The organism is Nocardia sp. NPDC056064 (assembly GCF_042266925.1).
Classification (GTDB): domain Bacteria; phylum Actinomycetota; class Actinomycetes; order Mycobacteriales; family Mycobacteriaceae; genus Nocardia.
Genome location: NZ_JBHJWO010000002.1, coordinates 325925 through 342069 on the forward strand (window position 1 = coordinate 325925; position 16145 = coordinate 342069).

Genomic DNA, 16145 nt, shown 5'->3' on the forward strand with positions numbered 1-16145 from the left:
CTCAGTCCATACGCGCAGGTCAACCGGCCGATACGGAGTCGTCATGACGTCCACCGCACCGCAGAAGCTTCCCCCGCTCCCCGTGCTCCGCGCGATCGATCGGGTGCGCGCCGCACTCGGGAGCCTGTACCGGAACCTGGTTCCGGGCCATATCGCGCTGCTGGAATTACAGATCGCCGGATTCCTCTCGCAGGCGATCAGCACGGCCGCCGAGCTCGGGATCGCCGACGAACTGGCAGGCGGTCCACGCACGGCGGCCCAGCTGGCACGGGCGGTCGAGGTCGACGAGGAGGGGCTGCGCAGGCTGATGCGCCTGCTGGTGAGCTACGGCGTGTTCGCCCAACGCCGCGACGGTTCCTACGCGCTCACCCGCATGGGTGCCACGCTGCGCAGCGACGCCCCGGTGACGCTGCGCGATGTGTCGAAGTTCTTCGGTTCGAAGTTCCATCGCAGTCACTGGTCGCATCTCACCGACGCGGTGCGCACCGGCGAGGCCGTCGGCCCGGCCATCGACGGGTCGAGTTTCTTCGAGTACGCGGCCACCCACCGCGATGTCGGCGAACTGTTCGACCGGGCGATGACCAGCATCGGCACCCTGTCGACCGAACCGCTGCTGGCCGCCTACGATTTCGGCCGGTTCGGCACGCTCGTCGACGTCGGCGGCGGGCAGGGCGGGCTGCTCACCGAGATCCTCGGCAGGCATCCGGCGGCGCGCGGCATCGTGTTCGACCTGCCGACCGTGGTCGACGACCTGGCCGCCGAACTCGAGGCGGCCGGGCTGTCGCAGCGATGCGCGGTGGAGGCCGGGTCGTTCTTCGAGAAGGTGCCCGACGGGGGCGACGCCTACCTGCTCAAACACATCCTGCACGACTGGTCCGACGAGCGGGCCGAACAGATCCTGCGCACCATCCGGCTCGCGATGAACCGGTCCACGACGCTGCTGGTGATCGAACTGGTGCTGCCCGAGGACGACCGGCCGCATCCCGGCAAATTCATCGATCTGGAGATGCTGGTGAACACCGACGGCGGCCACGAACGCACCGAGGCACAGTTCCGCGAACTGCTCGCGCGCAGCGGTTTCACCCTCACCCGCACGGTGCACACCGCCGCGCCGGACTGCGTGCTGGAGGCGGTCGCCCGCTGAGTCCGGCTCGACACGCCGCCGCCGATTGTGTGTGGCACCCGGCACCAGTGTTTCAATGCGGCTATGACCAGGACCACATTTGCTCGATCCCTGATGGCCGTCGCCGCGGGCTGTGCGGCCGGATTCACCCTTTTCACCGTGCCCGCCCAGGCGAGCAACGAGAACCCCCTCGACTGCGCGGGCGTGCCCGGCGCCCAGGCCGCGGCCGACCGGGAGAGCGCCGCACGCGGCATCCCGATCACCCCGCTGTGCTTCAGCGGCGGCCTCTACAGCGGCATCCACGCCGGCATCCCGCTGGCGGTGCTCAACCCGCTGACCATGCCCGGCACCGCGAGCGTGTGCGTGGACGAGCGCGGAACCGTCGAGGCGGCCGCCAGGTTCGAATGGACCGACCGCGTCCACGTGATGCCCATGTGCATCCAGAACCGCGCGTTCGGCGTCTACGAGCTCTAGCTCCGCCGGTCGCCGTCCCACCGCGCCGCCGCAACATCCGTGGCGCGGTGGGTCCGCTCGGTTAGGGTTGGCCGGTGGCCAAGTCAGCGACTCCGGCTGTCGAACTGCCGGTCGGTGAGCACACGGTGCGGGTGAGCAACCCGGACCGGGTGTACTTCCCCGAGCTGGGCGCGACCAAGCTCGACCTGGCGCGCTACTACCTCAGCGTGGGCGACGGCATCGTCAACGCGCTGCGCGACCGGCCGTGCATGCTGCACCGGTTCCCGAAGGGCCTGCCCGGCGGCAAGGTGCATCAGAAACGGTTGCCGGGCGGTGCGCCGGACTGGATCTCGACGGTGCGCGTGAATTTCCCGCGCTACGGCAGGCACGCCGACGAACTGTGCGTGCAGGAACTGGCCGACGTGATCTGGGCGGTGCAGATGTCGACGGTGGAGTTCCATCCGTGGAACTCCCGGGCCACCGACACCGAGTCGCCCGACGAGTGGCGCATCGATCTCGATCCCATGCCGGATTGCCCGTGGTCGCGGGTGCGGCGGGTCGCGCACGTCGTGCACGAGGTGCTCGACGAGCTGGGCGCGGTGGGCTGGCCCAAGACCTCCGGTGGGTCGGGGATGCACGTCTATGTGCGGATCGCGCCGGAGTACGGCTTCCAGCAGGTGCGCCGGGCGGCGCTCGCGTTCGCGCGGGAAGTGCAGCGGCGCGCGCCCGCGGACGTGACCACGGCCTGGTGGCGCAAGGATCGCGATCCGGCGCAGCTGTTCGTCGACTACAACCAGAACGCGCGCGATCACACCATCGCCGCCGCGTACTCGGTGCGCGGGGTGCCCGCGGCGACGGTGTCGACGCCGGTGCGCTGGACCGAGATCGACGAGATCCACCCCCGCGATTTCACCCTCGCCACCGTTCCGGCCCGCTACGCCGAGCTCGGCGACCTGCAGGCCGGGATGGACGAGGCCGTGTTCGACATCGCCGGGCTGCTCGAGCTGGCCGACCGGCACGGCGTGGACGAACCGGTCGATCTGGACGAGTAGCGGAACCCTTCCGCGCGGGCTGATCGCCGGGCTGCGCGGGCGCGCCCGAACAGGAAGAATCGACACTCCCACCCGGAGCCGCCGCGCCCCGGTCGAGCCCATGCCCCAGGAGGTCTCTGTGCAGCAATCCGCGACCACGATCGCGATCGGACCGGATCAGCCGGCCTCGCGCCTGCTGGAGAAAGCCGTGCTCGGGGCGGGTGCGCAGATCGGCGCGCTCGACGATGCCGAGGCCCTGATCTGGATCGGCTCCCCCGGCGAGTTCCCGCGGACGCTGCCCGCCTCCGTCCGCTGGGTGCAGCTGCCCGCCGCGGGCATCGAGGACTACTTCGGCGCGGGCGTGTTCGAGGCCCATCCCGGCGTGACGTTCACCTCCGCGGCGGGCGCGTTCGCCGACAGCGTCGCCGAGCACGCGCTCACGCTGCTGCTGGCGGGCGTGCGGTATCTGCCCGAGCACCTGCGGGCGAGGACCTGGCAGCAGCGCGAGTTCTTCCCGCACGTGGGGTCGTTGCGGGGCAAGACGGTGACGATCGTCGGCGCGGGCGGCATCGGCCGGGCGCTGATCCCGATGCTGGCGCCGCTGGGCGCGCACGTGATCGCGGTGAACCGGTCCGGCCGTCCGGTCACCGGCCCGGGCATTCCCGACGACGTGGAGACCGTGCCCGCCGACCAGCTGGGCCGGGTGTGGTCGCACACCGACCACGTGGTGATCGCCGCGCCCGCGACCGCGCAGACCCGGCACCTGATCGGCGCGGAGGAACTGGCCCGGCTCAAGCCCTCCTCGTGGGTGATCAATGTGGCCCGGGGCAGCCTGGTGGACACCGAGGCGCTGGTCGACGCGCTCACGCGGGGCGCGATCGGCGGCGCGGGGCTCGATGTCACCGAGCCGGAACCGCTGCCCGACGGTCATCCGCTGTGGAGCCTGCCCAACGCGATCATCACCCCGCACGATTCCAACCCGCCGCAGTTGCGGCTGGCCGCGTTCGCCGATCACGTCGGCGCGAATGCGGCCCGGTTCGTCGCGGGCGAGCCGCTGCACGCGCTCATCGACCCGGACCGGGGTTACTGAACGACACCCGGAAAGCTTCCGTTCGGAGGTATGCCGGGTGAACGGTGGGCCGGAATCGGACAGTACCGATAGGCTGTCGTGGTCCTGGCTCGGTAAGGATGGGATCGGCAATGGGATGGACCTTCACCGCTGACGAATTCGCGCACGTCTGGCGGGAATCGGGTCAGGATCGCCTGCCGTTTCCGATCCGGGTGCTGGAATCACCGCACACCGAACACGAGGCGGCCCGGCTGCGGTCCGGGCTGGAGCAGCGACTACCCGGCGGCGGCGATCCCGACCTGACCGCCTGTCTGCGGATCATCGCCGCACCGCACGCCAGGATCGTGCTGGTCGGCGGCGGGCACACGCCGGGCAGCGAGATCCGCCTGCTCGCCTGTGCCGTGTACGACCGGGCGGTGCTGGTGCGCCAGGAACCCGGCAACCGGCCCGATTACGGTGGCAGCGTGCGGGTTTCGATCGGGCACACCGCGGGCATGGGCGCCCGGATCACCGCGTGCCTGCCCGACACGCCGCCGGGCCGCGAACCGGCGCGCGAAGCCGCCACCGAGGCCGTGCGCGACGAGGAGACGGTGATCGCGACGCACCCCGCGGTGCCGCGTATCCAGCGATTATTACGTCGCCAGCACACCGCGGAGGGACATATCCGCATCGAGACCGGGCTGGACCGCAGCGTGCCCGCCCCGCCGGTGCACTACAGCTGGATCGATGTCGCCGCCGACGGCCGTTACCTGCTCAGAGCAGGGGAAACGGTGCACGTGGTGCCCGCGACGACCGGTCAGCTCGCCGCCCAGCTCCAGCGCAGGCTGGCACCGGCGCACAGTTCGCACAGCAGAAGGTCCGGCTAGCCTGGACCACGAACGCTTCATCTGGAGGGGAGACGCGATGACGATCGAGAGCAGCAGGGCCGAGATCTCCCGGTTCCGCACCGCCGCCGCGACGGGGACGCTGAAGTTCGAGCCCGAGGCCGCGCGCCGCTGCGCCGAGCTCTACGAACAGCAGGCCGATCAGCTCGGGCAGTTACGTCAGCGACTCGAATCCGCCTCCGAGGCAGGCGGATTCGGCGGTTTCGTCTCCGCACAGCAGTTGCAGGCCGGCTTCGCGCACAAGGCGCGTGACGCGGCCTCGCTGATCGATCACTACATCGAGGCGGCCTACCGGATGAAAGAGGCGTTCCTGCTCAGCGGCGGTCTCTACGACGAGGCCGACGCCGCGGCCGCCGCCGCCCTGCGGGCCGTCGAAACCCGGATGCGCTGATGAGCGGAACCGACCCCACCTACATCAGTGCCATGGAGCATTTCGAATCCATGCCGCACGAACAGATCTACGCCCGCACCCAGCAGATCGACGCGGGCGCGATCCTCGGCGCCTCGATGGCCTGGCTGGAGGCCGCGGCCGCGCTGAGCACCACCATGCCGATCACCAAGGCCGACGCCGAACGGGTGATCAACGAAGCGGGCTGGGAGGGTGCCGCCGCCGAGGCCGCCTTCGCGGGCACCCGCGGTTTCGCCGCCGCGCTGGACGAACTGGCCGGGGTGGCAGCCGAAGTCGGCGCCCGGCTGGGCGCAGTGGCGGCGGCCGCGGAGGCGGTGAAACTCGCGGTGGTCGCGCCCGGTGATTCGGGACCGATCGGGACCATCGCGCGACTGCTGGAGTCGGCCAAGGTGATCGACGCCCAGATGGCGACCGAGGCGCTGCGCCAGGAAGCCGTGCTGGCGATGAACATGATCTACAAGCCCGCGTATTCGCTGGCGGGCACCGGGGTTCCGTCCCTGCCCGCTCCCCCCGGTGCGCGAGGACAGGAATCGCCTGCGACGCCGTCGCGACCGCAGACCACGCCGGCCCAGCCACAGCTCGGCACACCGCAAGGTGTTGCCCCGGAAGGTGATTCACCCCAGAACCCCGGTACCTCGCCGTCGCCGGAAATGCCCGCGCCGACCGACAGCGCCCCGGCGTCCCCGGTCACGCCTCCCCCGGCCGACAGCGCGCCCACGGAAGGCACCCCGGCTCCGGCACCCACCGACAACTCACCCGCACCCGGCGGCAACACCCCCACGCCGGCGGCTCCGACCGAGTCCTCTGCGCCGCCGTCGACCCACGCGCCCACCACACAAGCCGACCCCCAGCCGACGGAGACACCGACCCCGCACGACTCGGCCCCGACGACAGAAGCTCCGGCACCGACCCCGGAGCAGCCGACGCAACCGGCACCACCGCCGAGCGAACCCCCGGCCCAGCCCGAGCCGCCCGCACCTACGACGCAGCAACCCGCGCCGGAACCGGACCCACCGGCGCCCACGTCGCAGCAGCCGGCTCCCCCGCCCACGGGGCAGCCTGTTCCGGCCCCGCTCCCGCCGGTCCCGAGTGGACCCGACATGTCGGATCCGGGTGGGCAGCCGGGTGTCACCGGGCCCATTCCGGGGGCGGAGAGCCCGCGTCCCGCGCCGCCACCGCCGGCACCGGCGGACCTGGATCAGCCGGGAGTTGTTCCGCCGCAACGGTGATCGTCAGCACCGGGCGCGGTGCCGGTGGCCGAAGGAGAGATCGTGGACTACGCGTTGTTCCTGGGTACGCTCGCCTCGCTCGTGGTCGGGATCGACCAGCTCGGACGCTGGGCCGAGCGGCGCGGCTGGGTCCACTGGCGCAGGCGCCGCTCGGGGAGCGCGGGGGCCGCGGGGATGCTCGCTCCGGTGGACGAGGTGTTCAACCCGGCGTCGCGGCATGTCGTCGAGGAACGGGAGTCGCGGCAGCTGGTGCGCGTGGAGGTGGGTGACGGGCGCGAGCTCGATCTCTCGACGCGCACGGTGTATCTGCGGCGGGAAGGGTCCGCGCTCAGACCTTGACCAGGTCGTCGGCGTGGATGACCGGGCGCTGCATCGTCTCGGGGAGTTCGGTGGTGGAGCGGCCGAGCATGGTGGTGAGCTCGGTGCTGTCGTATTCGACGACGCCGCGGGCGATCACCTGATCGTCGGGGCTCACCAGGTCGACCACGTCTCCGCCGAAGAAGCGGCCGCGGATGCCGGTGACGCCGGCGGCGAGCAGGGAGCGGCGTTCGGTGACGGCGGTGACGGCCCCCGCGTCGAGCAGCACCGCGCCGCGGGTGTCGGCGGCGTGGCGGACCCAGAACTTGCGGCCGGACAGGCGGACCGGGCGGGCGGCGAAGGCGGTGCCCACGGTGCCGTCGGTGAGGGCGGTCGCGGCGTCGGCGGCCGAGGCCAGCAGCACCGGGATGCCCGCGTCGGCGGCCAGGCGCGCGGCCGAGAGCTTGGAGGCCATGCCGCCGGTGCCGAGCGCGCCACCGCTGCCCGCGATGACCCCGTCGAGATCGGCGCTGCTGCGGACCTCGGGGATGAAGGTGGCGGCACCCTTGCGCGGGTCGCCGTCGTAGAGTCCGGCGACATCGGAGAGCAGGATCAGGGCGTCGGCGCCGACCAGATGCGCCACCAGGGCGGCGAGGCGGTCGTTGTCGCCGAAGCGCAGTTCCTCCGTGGCGACGGTGTCGTTCTCGTTGACCACCGCGACCGCGCCGAGCGACCGCAGCCGGTCCAGGGTGCGCTGGGCGTTGCGGTGGTGCTCGCGGCGGGCGAAATCGTCGGCGGAGAGCAGGATCTGGCCGACGGTGCGGTCGTAACGCGCGAACGAGGTACCCCAGGCGTGCGCCAGCGCCAGCTGGCCGACACTGGCGGCGGCCTGCTTGGTGGCGAGGTCCTTGGGCCTGCGCGACAGGCCCAGCGGCGCGATGCCGGCACCGATCGCCCCGGAGGACACGACCACCACGTCCGACCCCGCGCGCATCCGCGCTTCCACGGCGTCGGCGAGCCGGTCGAGCCGGTCGGTGTCGAGACCGCCCTCGAGGCTGGTCAGCGCCGACGACCCGATCTTCACCACGACCGAACGAGCCGACACGATGGCCTGACGCGCCACGCTCACTTCCGAACCCACCTGCATAGCCATACTCCTCGGCCGGACCCTACTTCCCGTCCTCGTCGAGCAGACCACGCCGCGCGCGTGAGGCGAGTTTGCGCTCGGCCGCGCCGACCCGGTCGTTGTTCTCCAGTCGCACGTCGGTACCGCGGCCGGTCGGCACGATGTCGACGCCCGCGGAGATCTGCGGCTCCCATTCGAACGACACGTCACCGATGGTCACCGAGCAGCCCGGCTGCGCGCCCTGCTTGACCAGTTCGGCTTCCACGCCGAGGCGGGCCAGGCGGTCGGCCAGGTAGCCCACGGCCTCGTCGTTGTCGAACTGGGTCTGGCGCACCCATCGTTCCGGGCGGGTGCCGCGCACGATGAAGCCGCCGGGCTCCTGCGGATCGGCGATCACGCTGAAGCCGGACTCGTCGGTCGCGATCGGACGGATCACCGGGCGCTTCGGGGCGGCCTTGGGGTGGTCGTCGCGGTACTGGCGGACCATGTCGGCCAGCGCGAAGGTCAACGGGCGCAGGCCCGCGCGGCTCACCGCGGAGATCTCGAAGACCGGCCAGCCGCGCTCGGTGAACTCGGGGGTGACCATCTCGGCCAGCTCCGCCCCGTCGGGCACATCGGTCTTGTTGAGGATCACCACGCGGGGCCGGTCGGCCAGATCGCCCAGGCTCTCGTCACCGGTCAGCGCCGGCTTGTAGGCGGCCAGTTCGGCCTCGAGCGCGTCGACATCGGAGACCGGGTCGCGGCCGGGTTCCAGGGTGGCGCAGTCGACCACGTGCGCGAGCACCGCGCAGCGTTCCAGATGACGCAGGAAATCCAGGCCGAGGCCGCGGCCGTCGCTGGCGCCGGGGATCAGGCCGGGCACGTCGGCGACGGTGAAGGTGGTGTCGCCGGAGGCCACCACGCCCAGGTTCGGGACCAGGGTGGTGAACGGGTAGTCGGCGATCTTGGGCTTGGCCGCGGACAGCACCGAGACCAGCGAGGACTTGCCCGCCGACGGGAACCCGACCAGGCCGACGTCGGCGACCGACTTCAGCTCGAGGACCAGGTCCAGTTCTTCGCCCTCTTCGCCGAGCAGCGCGAAGCCGGGCGCCTTGCGCGCCTTGGAGGCCAGCGAGGCGTTGCCCAGGCCACCGCGGCCGCCCTTGGCGACGACGAACTGATTGCCCGCGCCGACCAGGTCGACGACGACCTTGCCGTCCCCGTCGACCACCACGGTGCCATCGGGCACCTTGAGCACCAGATCGGTGCCCTGCTTGCCGTCGCGGTTGCCACCCTCGCCCGGCTTGCCGTTGCCCGCCTTGGCGTGCGGGTGGAAGTGGAAGTCGAGCAGGGTGTGGACATTGGCGTCGACTTCGAGGATCACGTCCCCGCCGTTGCCGCCGTTGCCGCCGTCGGGCCCGCCGAGCGGCTTGAACTTCTCACGGTGCACCGAGGCGCAACCGTGTCCACCTCTACCGGCACGAACATGAAGCACGACGCGGTCGATGAATTTGGACATGGGTTGATCCTCCTCCTTCTGACTGGTCGTTGGCGGTAGGGGGTGACGGACACGACAGAGCGGGTCAGGGAAGCAACCCTGACCCGCTCTGGTGTCCGTGGGGAGCTGACGCTCCAGGCGGTCAGGCCTGGACCGGCTCCGGGACGACGATGTTGACGGTCTTGCGGCCACGCTTGGTGCCGAACTCGACCGCGCCCGCCGCGAGGGCGAACAGGGTGTCGTCGCCGCCACGACCGACGTTCACGCCGGGGTGGAAGTGGGTTCCACGCTGACGGACGAGGATCTCGCCCGCGCTGACCTTCTGGCCACCGAAGCGCTTCACGCCGAGGCGCTGGGCGTTCGAATCACGACCGTTCCGGGAGCTGGATGCACCCTTCTTATGTGCCATTGCTTCGTCTCCTCGGGATGTCTTACTTGATGCCGGTGACCTTGATGACCGTCAGCGGCTGACGGTGACCCTGGCGCTTGTGGTAGCCGGTCTTGTTCTTGAACTTGTGGATCCGGATCTTCGGGCCCTTGGTCTGGTCGACGACCTCGGCGGCCACGGAGATCTTGGCCAGCTTGTCGGCGTCGGTGGTCAGATCGGCGCCGTCGACGACGAGAACCGGGGTCAGGGCCACGGCGGTGCCGGGCGCGCCCTCGATCTTCTCGACCTTCACCAGGTCACCGACCGCGACCTTGTACTGCTTTCCGCCGGTCTTGACGATTGCGTACGCTGCCATCGGTCGGCTTCCTCCACTCACGTTGGTCCTGCACATGTTCGCGCCACAGCTGCGACGCGTATTTCTGGGCTCATCCCCGCATCGGCGGGGGAAGAACTTCGGCTGCCTGCGGAATCACCCGGCCGTAAGACCGGATGCCCAATCGCGGGGCAGCGACCGACCTAGGCTACCAGAACGGTAACCGCTCCCCCAATTCGGCCGGTCAGGGCCGAATCGGGGGGCCGACGGGTCAATTCGACTCGGGTGCCGGCGCGCCCGCGGGACGGCCCACCGCGCGACGGCGCGGCTTGCGTTCCGGGACGACGACGGGCTCCGCGGCGAAGTCCACCACGGCGGCGGGCGGCTGCTCGCTCGACGAGAGGACGAACACCGCGCCCGAGCTGTCCGGTGCCGGGGCCGCGGTGGAGCGGGCCACCCGACGCCTGCGCGTGCGGGGTGCGGGCTCCTCGGCGACCGGTGCGGGCTCGGGTTCGACGGCCTCAGACTCGGTGGCCGCGACTTCCGGCTCCGCACCCTCGAACACGGCGGCCGCGGCTTCGGTGACCGTGGCCTCCGGTTCGGCGGCTGCGGCGTCGGTGACCGCTTCGATGTCGGCGGGCTCCGTTTCCGCGGCCGCCGGGGTCTCGGCATCGGCGGCCTCCGGCTCGGCCGGGATCACCCCGGTCAGCGCCGGGCTCTCCGTGGCCGTCTCCGACTGCGATCCCGCGCTGCGGCTGGACCGGCGCGAGCGTGAACGCGACCGCCTGGTCGGCTCGGCGGGCGCCTCGGGCGCGACCTCGGCCGTCGTGGCCTCGGCGGTCTCGGCCGTCGGCTCGTCGGTGGGTTCGCCGTCCTCGCCGTGGTGGGCGGCCATCGCGAGCGCGACCGGATGGGCCCGCTTGACCGCGATGTCCTCCTCACCGTGCTCGGGGTGCGGTGCGGTGCCGTTGGACGCGGGAGCGGCGGCCGCGGGCTGCTTGTCGCGGTCCTTGTCCTTGCCGCGGCGGCGGCGCGAACCGCCTTCCTTGGCGCGCGGTTCCTCGGTGCCCGACCCGGCGTCGACCGGGTAGGAGTGCACCAGGATGCCGCGGCCGTGGCAGTGCTCGCAGGTGGTGGAGAACGCCTCGACCAGGCCGGTGCCCAGTTTCTTGCGGGTCATCTGGACCAGGCCCAGCGAGGTGACCTCGGAGACCTGGTGACGGGTGCGATCACGGCCCAGCGCCTCGGTGAGACGGCGCAGCACCAGATCGCGGTTGGACTCGAGCACCATGTCGATGAAGTCGACGACGATCATGCCGCCGATATCGCGCAGCCGCATCTGGCGCACGATCTCCTCGGCCGCCTCCAGATTGTTCTTGGTGACGGTCTCCTCCAGATTGGACGAGCCCGAACCGGTGAACTTGCCGGTGTTGACGTCGACGACGGTCATCGCCTCGGTGCGGTCGATCACCAGGGTGCCGCCGGAGGGCAGCCACACCTTGCGGTCGAGCGCCTTGGCCAGCTGCTCGTCGATGCGGAAGGCGTCGAACACGTCGACCCCGTTGTTCTCGTGCCGGTTCACCCGCGGCAGCAGGTCCGGCGCGACGGTGCGCACGTAGTTCTCGACGGTGCTCCAGGCGCGATCGCCCTCGATGACCAGCCGGGCGAAGTCCTCGTTGAACAGGTCGCGGATGACCTTGACCAGCATGTCGGGCTCTTCGTAGAGCGCCTTGGGCGCGTCCTTGCCCGCACCCTTGGAGGCCTCCTCGATGGTGCGCCAGGTGGCCTGCAACCGCTCGACGTCGCGGGCCAGTTCCGGCTCGCTGACGCCCTCGGACGCGGTCCGGATGATCACGCCCGCGTCGGCGGGCACGATGTCGCGCAGGATCTCCTTGAGCCGCTTGCGCTCGGTGTCGGGCAGCTTGCGGCTGATCCCGGTGGAGGTGCCGCCCGGCACGTACACCAGGAAGCGGCCCGCGAGCGAGATCTGGGTGGTCAGGCGGGCGCCCTTGTGCCCGACCGGGTCCTTGGAGACCTGCACCAGCACCTGGTCGCCCGGCTTGAGCGCCTGCTCGATCTTGCGTTCCTTGCCGCCCAGACCGGCGGCCTCCCAGTTCACCTCACCGGCGTAGAGCACGCCGTTGCGGCCGCGGCCGATGTCGATGAACGCCGCCTCCATGCTGGGCAGCACGTTCTGCACCTTGCCGAGGTAGACATTGCCCACCATCGACGCCTGGCCGGAACTGGTGACGAAGTGCTCGACGAGGATGTTGTCCTCGAGCACCGCGACCTGGGTGGTGATCTGGTGACCCGGAGCGTGCTCGGCGGCGTCGAAGGCCTTTTCGCGCACGACCATCACCCGGTCCACCGCCTCGCGGCGGGCCAGGAACTCCGACTCGGTCAGGATCGGCGGACGGCGGCGCCCGGCCTCGCGGCCGTCGCGGCGGCGCTGGCGCTTGGCCTCGAGCCGGGTGGACCCGGAGATGCCCTGCACCTCGTCGGACCCGGACCGGCCGCGGCTCTTGTTACGCGGCTCGCGCTCGTGCACGACGGTGTTGGGCGGATCGTCCTCCGAGGACGCGTCCTCCCCGGACTCGCCACCGACCTTGCGGCGACGACGGCGGCGGCGGCGACGGCTCGCGCCCTCGGGCAGCGCGTCCTCGTCGTCCTCGTCGGTGTCCTCGGCCTGCTCGGCGGACTCGGCGCTCGGCTCGGTCGCGGCGGTGGGCTCGTCGTCGGTGTCGGACTCGTCGGTGTCGGTGTCGTCGCCGTCGGCGGACTGCTCGCCGCGGCCACGGCCACGGCCACGACGGCCCCGGCGGCGGCGGCGCGGCTGGCCGTCGGCGTCGTGGTCACCGGACTGGTCGGCATCGGAGTCGGTGGTGTCGGTGGTGGCCTCGACGGACTCGGCGACGGGCTCGTCGTCGGCCGTCGCGGGCTCGGTCTCGGGCTCCTCGGCGGGAGCGGCGGGCTCGTCGGCGCGCTTGGTCGTGCGGGCGGTGCGGCGGCGCTTGCGGGCCTCTTCAGCGGCGGTGGCGTCCGGCGGCAGGAACAGCGGCGCGGCCACGGCGGGCGCCTCGAAGGCGACCGGCTCGGCCGGGGCGGGGGTCTCGGTCACCCGGTGGGTGAACAGCCCGGTGTGCGCGTCGTCGGCCATGGCGGCGAAGACCTCACCGGTGCGGGCGACCTCGGGGGCGGAGAACAGCGCGGCGGCGGCCGCGGTCGTGTCGGCCGGTTGCTCGGCGACGGGGGCGGGGGTGGACGGCGTTGCCGGGGATTCGCCGGTCTCGGCGTCGGCGGCGATCGCGTCGCGCACGGTCTCGGCGACCGCGCGGTCGACATTGGATTGGACGCTGCGCGCCTCGGTTCCCAATTCGGCCAGTTTGGCCAGGATGCGCTTGCTGGTCACTCCCAGTCGCTTGGCCAGTGCATGAACTCGAATTCGCTCCGGCAATTGATCGGCATCCTGTTGTGTTGTGTCCAGCGGCTCTTGTTCGGCCACGAAGTCTCCTCGGGCCCCCGGGCGCGTCCATCCCCGGTACGGGTGTACGCGGCCGACGCGGGGGCATCGTCCGTGCACCTCGCACCCGATGGTGCGAGGGTCATCTGGTCTCGCCCCGTGCGTCCGGTCGCGCCTGGAATCGATCATCTGGCGGGCCAACCGGTCACACGGCGCCTGGCTGTACGGTGACGCCGCGTTTCGAGCGCTCATCCAGCGTGCCTGCGCGAGCGCCCCCAGCAACAGGGCCGCCCGTGGCAGCGATGATCGGCATCCAACCGCGATGTCATCCGGTCATGTCCGGCGCCGCTGTCACGTACCTGCGCGACAGGGTCCGGCATCGAACACGTCCGTAATCAGTATCCCATACGGTTCGCGCGAGGATCGCCATCGGCGCAACTCACCCGAACTCCGCGTCACTCGAGCTCGTCGCGCCGAGCACGGGCGCGACGAGCGAGAACAGCAGATCAAGCAGGAAATTCGGGGAACCAGAGCGCGATCTCGCGCTTGGCGGACTCGGGCGAGTCGGAACCGTGGACCAGGTTGAACTGGGTCTCCAGACCGAAGTCGCCACGGATGGTGCCGGGGGTGGCCTTCTCGACCGGGTCGGTGCCACCGGCGAGCTGACGGAACGCCGCGATCGCGCGCGGTCCCTCCAGCACGGCCGCCACGACCGGGCCCGAGGTGATGAACTCGATGAGCGAACCGAAGAACGGCCGCTCGGCATGCTCGGCGTAGTGCTCTTCGGCGAGCGCCACGGACACGTTCTTCAGCTCCAGTGCCTTGAGGGTGAGGCCCTTGCGCTCGATGCGCGCGAGCACCTCGCCGGCGAGTCCACGCGAGACACCGTCCGGCTTGATGAGTACCAACGTCTGCTCAGTCACGCAGCAACATTAGCGTCGCCTGCGGCGCCGCGCCGATCGGCCCCCTGAGCCTCGATTCTTCCCTCCTCCGCTCAGTCGCTGCGCTCCTTCGCTCCGTCAGTCCAGAATCGAGGCGGGCCGCTCAGGACTCCGTGCGTTTCATGCGCTGGCTCGGCAGGAGGCCGGCATCCATTCGGCGCTGGACATCCGCGCGCAGCGTGAGGATGAAGGCCCATACCGCGACGAACACCAGGCCGATGATGCCGATTGAGAGGTGGATGAAGGTGCCCAGCAGCAACAGCACCTGCAGGCCGAGGTTGAACGGGATCGCCCACGGCTTGCGCTGCACTCCGGCGCCCAGGATCATCAGCACCGACAGCACCACCAGGTAGGTGCCGGAGAACCAGGTGACCCCGCCGCCGACGTCGGCGACCACCGGCAGCGCGAGCAGCACCACGATGGCCTCGAGGATCAGGGTGCCCGCCATGACGCCGCGCAGGCCCTTCCAGGGATCGGTGGCCGGGGGTGGGACCTCGCTCATGAGGGAGCCTTTCCGAACAGGGCGCGCGCGGCGCCCGCGGTCACCACCGACCCGGTGACGATCACGCCCGCGCCCGAGATCACATCGCCGTCGTCGCCGGCCTGTTCGGCCAGCGCGATCGCCGATTCCAGCGCGTCGGGCAGGGTGTCGGCGGTGATCACCCGTTCGTCGCCGAAGCGCTGCACGGCCAGGTCGGCCAGCGCGTCGACATCCATCGCCCGGGGCGAGCCGTTGCTGGTCACCACGATCTCGTCGAACACCGGCTCGAGGGCGTCGAGGATGCCCGCCGCGTCCTTCTCGGCGAGCACCGCGACCACGCCGACCAGCTTGCGGAAGTCGAACTCGGAGGTGAGCGTGCTCGCCAGCGCCTGCGCGCCGGCGGGGTTGTGCGCGGCGTCGACGAAGATCGTCGGCGCGTTGCGCATGCGTTCCATCCGGCCGGGGCTCGCGACGCTCGCGAATCCGGCGCGCACGGCGTCGATGTCGAGCTGACGCTCAGCACCGGCGCCGAAGAACGCCTCCACCGCGGCCAGCGCCAGCGCGGCATTGCGCGCCTGGTGCTCGCCGTGCAGCGGCAGGAAGATCTCGTCGTACACACCGCCGAGGCCCTGCAACGTGAGCAGCTGCCCGCCGACGGCGACAGCGCGTTCCAGCGGCCGGAACTCCGAACCCTCGCGCGCCACCGCCGCGTCGGCCGCCACGGCACGGCGCAGCAGCACGTCCATGACCTCGGGCTCCTGCTGGGCGATCACCGCGACGGTGTCGACCGGGATCAGCTGCTCGGGGGCGCGCTTGATGATCCCGGCCTTCTCCTTGGCGATCGACTCGAGGTCGGGGCCGAGGTATTCGGTGTGGTCGAGGCCGATCGGGGTGATCACCGCGACCTGCCCGTCGATGACGTTGGTGGCGTCCCAGGTGCCGCCCATGCCGGTCTCGACCACGGCCACATCGACCGGCGCCTCCGCGAACGCCGCGTAGGCCATGCCGGTGAGCACCTCGAACTTGCTCATGGCCGGGCCGCCCGCCGCGGCGGACTGCTGGTCGATCATCGCGATGTAGGGCTCGAGCTCGCGGTAGGTCTCCACGTAGCGGGCCGGGCTGATCGGGGCGTTGTCGATGCTGATCCGCTCGGTGGCCAGCTGCAGGTGCGGGCTGGTGATCCGGCCGGTGCGCCGGTGCAGGGCGGTGAGCAGCGCGTCGATCATCCTGGTCACCGAGGTCTTGCCGTTGGTGCCCGCGATGTGGATGGCCGGGTAGTTGCGCTGCGGGTTGCCCAGCAGGTCCATCAGGGTGCTGATCCGGGTGAGCGAGGGCTCGATCTTGGTCTCGGGCCAGCGCTTGTCCAGCTCGGCTTCGACCAGCGCCATCTCGGCCAGCTCGACCGGGGAGGGACCGCCACCGAGCCGGGCCGCCTCGTAGTCCTCGCCCCCGAATTCCGGGTCC

General features: G+C 71.2%; 16 protein-coding genes. 8 read left to right on the forward strand and 8 right to left on the reverse strand.

Going from position 1 to position 16145, the window contains the following annotated elements; genetic code table 11:
• The first annotated feature begins 43 nt into the window (after positions 1 to 43).
• From ACFC06_RS25330 to ACFC06_RS25365, 8 genes are all read left to right on the forward strand, one after another.
• Entirely contained in the window at positions 44 to 1144 is a 1101-nt protein-coding gene (locus ACFC06_RS25330) for a methyltransferase (protein ID WP_375936596.1), read from the forward strand.
• Positions 1145 to 1207: 63 nt separating this feature from the next.
• A complete protein-coding gene (locus ACFC06_RS25335) occupies positions 1208 to 1597 on the forward strand; it encodes a hypothetical protein (RefSeq protein WP_375936599.1) in 390 nt (129 codons plus the stop codon).
• A 74-nt stretch (positions 1598 to 1671) separates the two neighbouring features.
• The gene (ligD, locus tag ACFC06_RS25340; protein ID WP_375936602.1) at positions 1672 to 2628 is read left to right on the forward strand and encodes a non-homologous end-joining DNA ligase; all 957 of its coding nucleotides are present in this window, start codon (positions 1672 to 1674) and stop codon (positions 2626 to 2628) included.
• A 100-nt stretch (positions 2629 to 2728) separates the two neighbouring features.
• Positions 2729 to 3697, forward strand: coding sequence for a D-isomer specific 2-hydroxyacid dehydrogenase family protein (locus ACFC06_RS25345; RefSeq protein ID WP_375936605.1), 969 nt, complete (start codon positions 2729 to 2731; stop codon positions 3695 to 3697).
• 110 nt (positions 3698 to 3807) lie between these two features.
• Entirely contained in the window at positions 3808 to 4542 is a 735-nt protein-coding gene (locus ACFC06_RS25350; RefSeq protein WP_375936608.1) for an ESX secretion-associated protein EspG, read from the forward strand.
• A 37-nt stretch (positions 4543 to 4579) separates the two neighbouring features.
• Entirely contained in the window at positions 4580 to 4951 is a 372-nt protein-coding gene (locus ACFC06_RS25355) for a hypothetical protein (RefSeq protein ID WP_375936610.1), read from the forward strand.
• On the forward strand, positions 4951 to 6198 hold the full coding sequence (locus tag ACFC06_RS25360) for a hypothetical protein (RefSeq protein WP_375936612.1): 1248 nt from the start codon (positions 4951 to 4953) through the stop codon (positions 6196 to 6198). The genes ACFC06_RS25355 and ACFC06_RS25360 overlap by 1 nt, the downstream gene beginning before the upstream one ends.
• A gap of 42 nt (positions 6199 to 6240) precedes the next feature.
• Complete coding sequence (locus ACFC06_RS25365; protein ID WP_375936615.1) at positions 6241 to 6537, forward strand: DUF6191 domain-containing protein; 297 nt, start codon at positions 6241 to 6243, stop codon at positions 6535 to 6537.
• On the opposite strand, the gene proB is transcribed toward ACFC06_RS25365, so the two are convergent.
• From proB to ACFC06_RS25405, 8 genes are all read right to left on the reverse strand, one after another.
• Entirely contained in the window at positions 6527 to 7642 is a 1116-nt protein-coding gene (gene proB / locus ACFC06_RS25370; protein ID WP_375936617.1) for a glutamate 5-kinase, read from the reverse strand. The two genes, ACFC06_RS25365 and proB, sit on opposite strands and share 11 nt — an antisense overlap.
• A 22-nt stretch (positions 7643 to 7664) precedes the next feature.
• Complete coding sequence (obgE, locus tag ACFC06_RS25375) at positions 7665 to 9119, reverse strand: GTPase ObgE (RefSeq protein ID WP_375936620.1); 1455 nt, start codon at positions 9117 to 9119, stop codon at positions 7665 to 7667.
• A 121-nt stretch (positions 9120 to 9240) separates the two neighbouring features.
• Positions 9241 to 9507 (reverse strand): 50S ribosomal protein L27, encoded by a 267-nt coding sequence (gene rpmA / locus ACFC06_RS25380; protein ID WP_067486232.1) that lies wholly within the window; start codon positions 9505 to 9507, stop codon positions 9241 to 9243.
• A 22-nt stretch (positions 9508 to 9529) separates the two neighbouring features.
• A complete protein-coding gene (gene rplU, locus ACFC06_RS25385) occupies positions 9530 to 9841 on the reverse strand; it encodes a 50S ribosomal protein L21 (RefSeq protein WP_302874528.1) in 312 nt (103 codons plus the stop codon).
• 229 nt (positions 9842 to 10070) lie between these two features.
• Positions 10071 to 13511: a translation initiation factor IF-2 N-terminal domain-containing protein gene (locus ACFC06_RS25390; RefSeq protein ID WP_375936625.1), complete on the reverse strand. Its 3441-nt coding sequence runs from the start codon at positions 13509 to 13511 to the stop codon at positions 10071 to 10073.
• 254 nt (positions 13512 to 13765) lie between these two features.
• Complete coding sequence (gene ndk, locus ACFC06_RS25395; protein WP_375936628.1) at positions 13766 to 14182, reverse strand: nucleoside-diphosphate kinase; 417 nt, start codon at positions 14180 to 14182, stop codon at positions 13766 to 13768.
• Between the two features lie 121 nt (positions 14183 to 14303).
• A complete protein-coding gene (locus ACFC06_RS25400) occupies positions 14304 to 14702 on the reverse strand; it encodes a DUF4233 domain-containing protein (protein ID WP_375936631.1) in 399 nt (132 codons plus the stop codon).
• The gene (locus ACFC06_RS25405; RefSeq protein WP_375937320.1) at positions 14699 to 16069 is read right to left on the reverse strand and encodes a bifunctional folylpolyglutamate synthase/dihydrofolate synthase; all 1371 of its coding nucleotides are present in this window, start codon (positions 16067 to 16069) and stop codon (positions 14699 to 14701) included. The genes ACFC06_RS25400 and ACFC06_RS25405 overlap by 4 nt, the downstream gene beginning before the upstream one ends.
• Positions 16070 to 16145 lie beyond the last annotated feature (76 nt).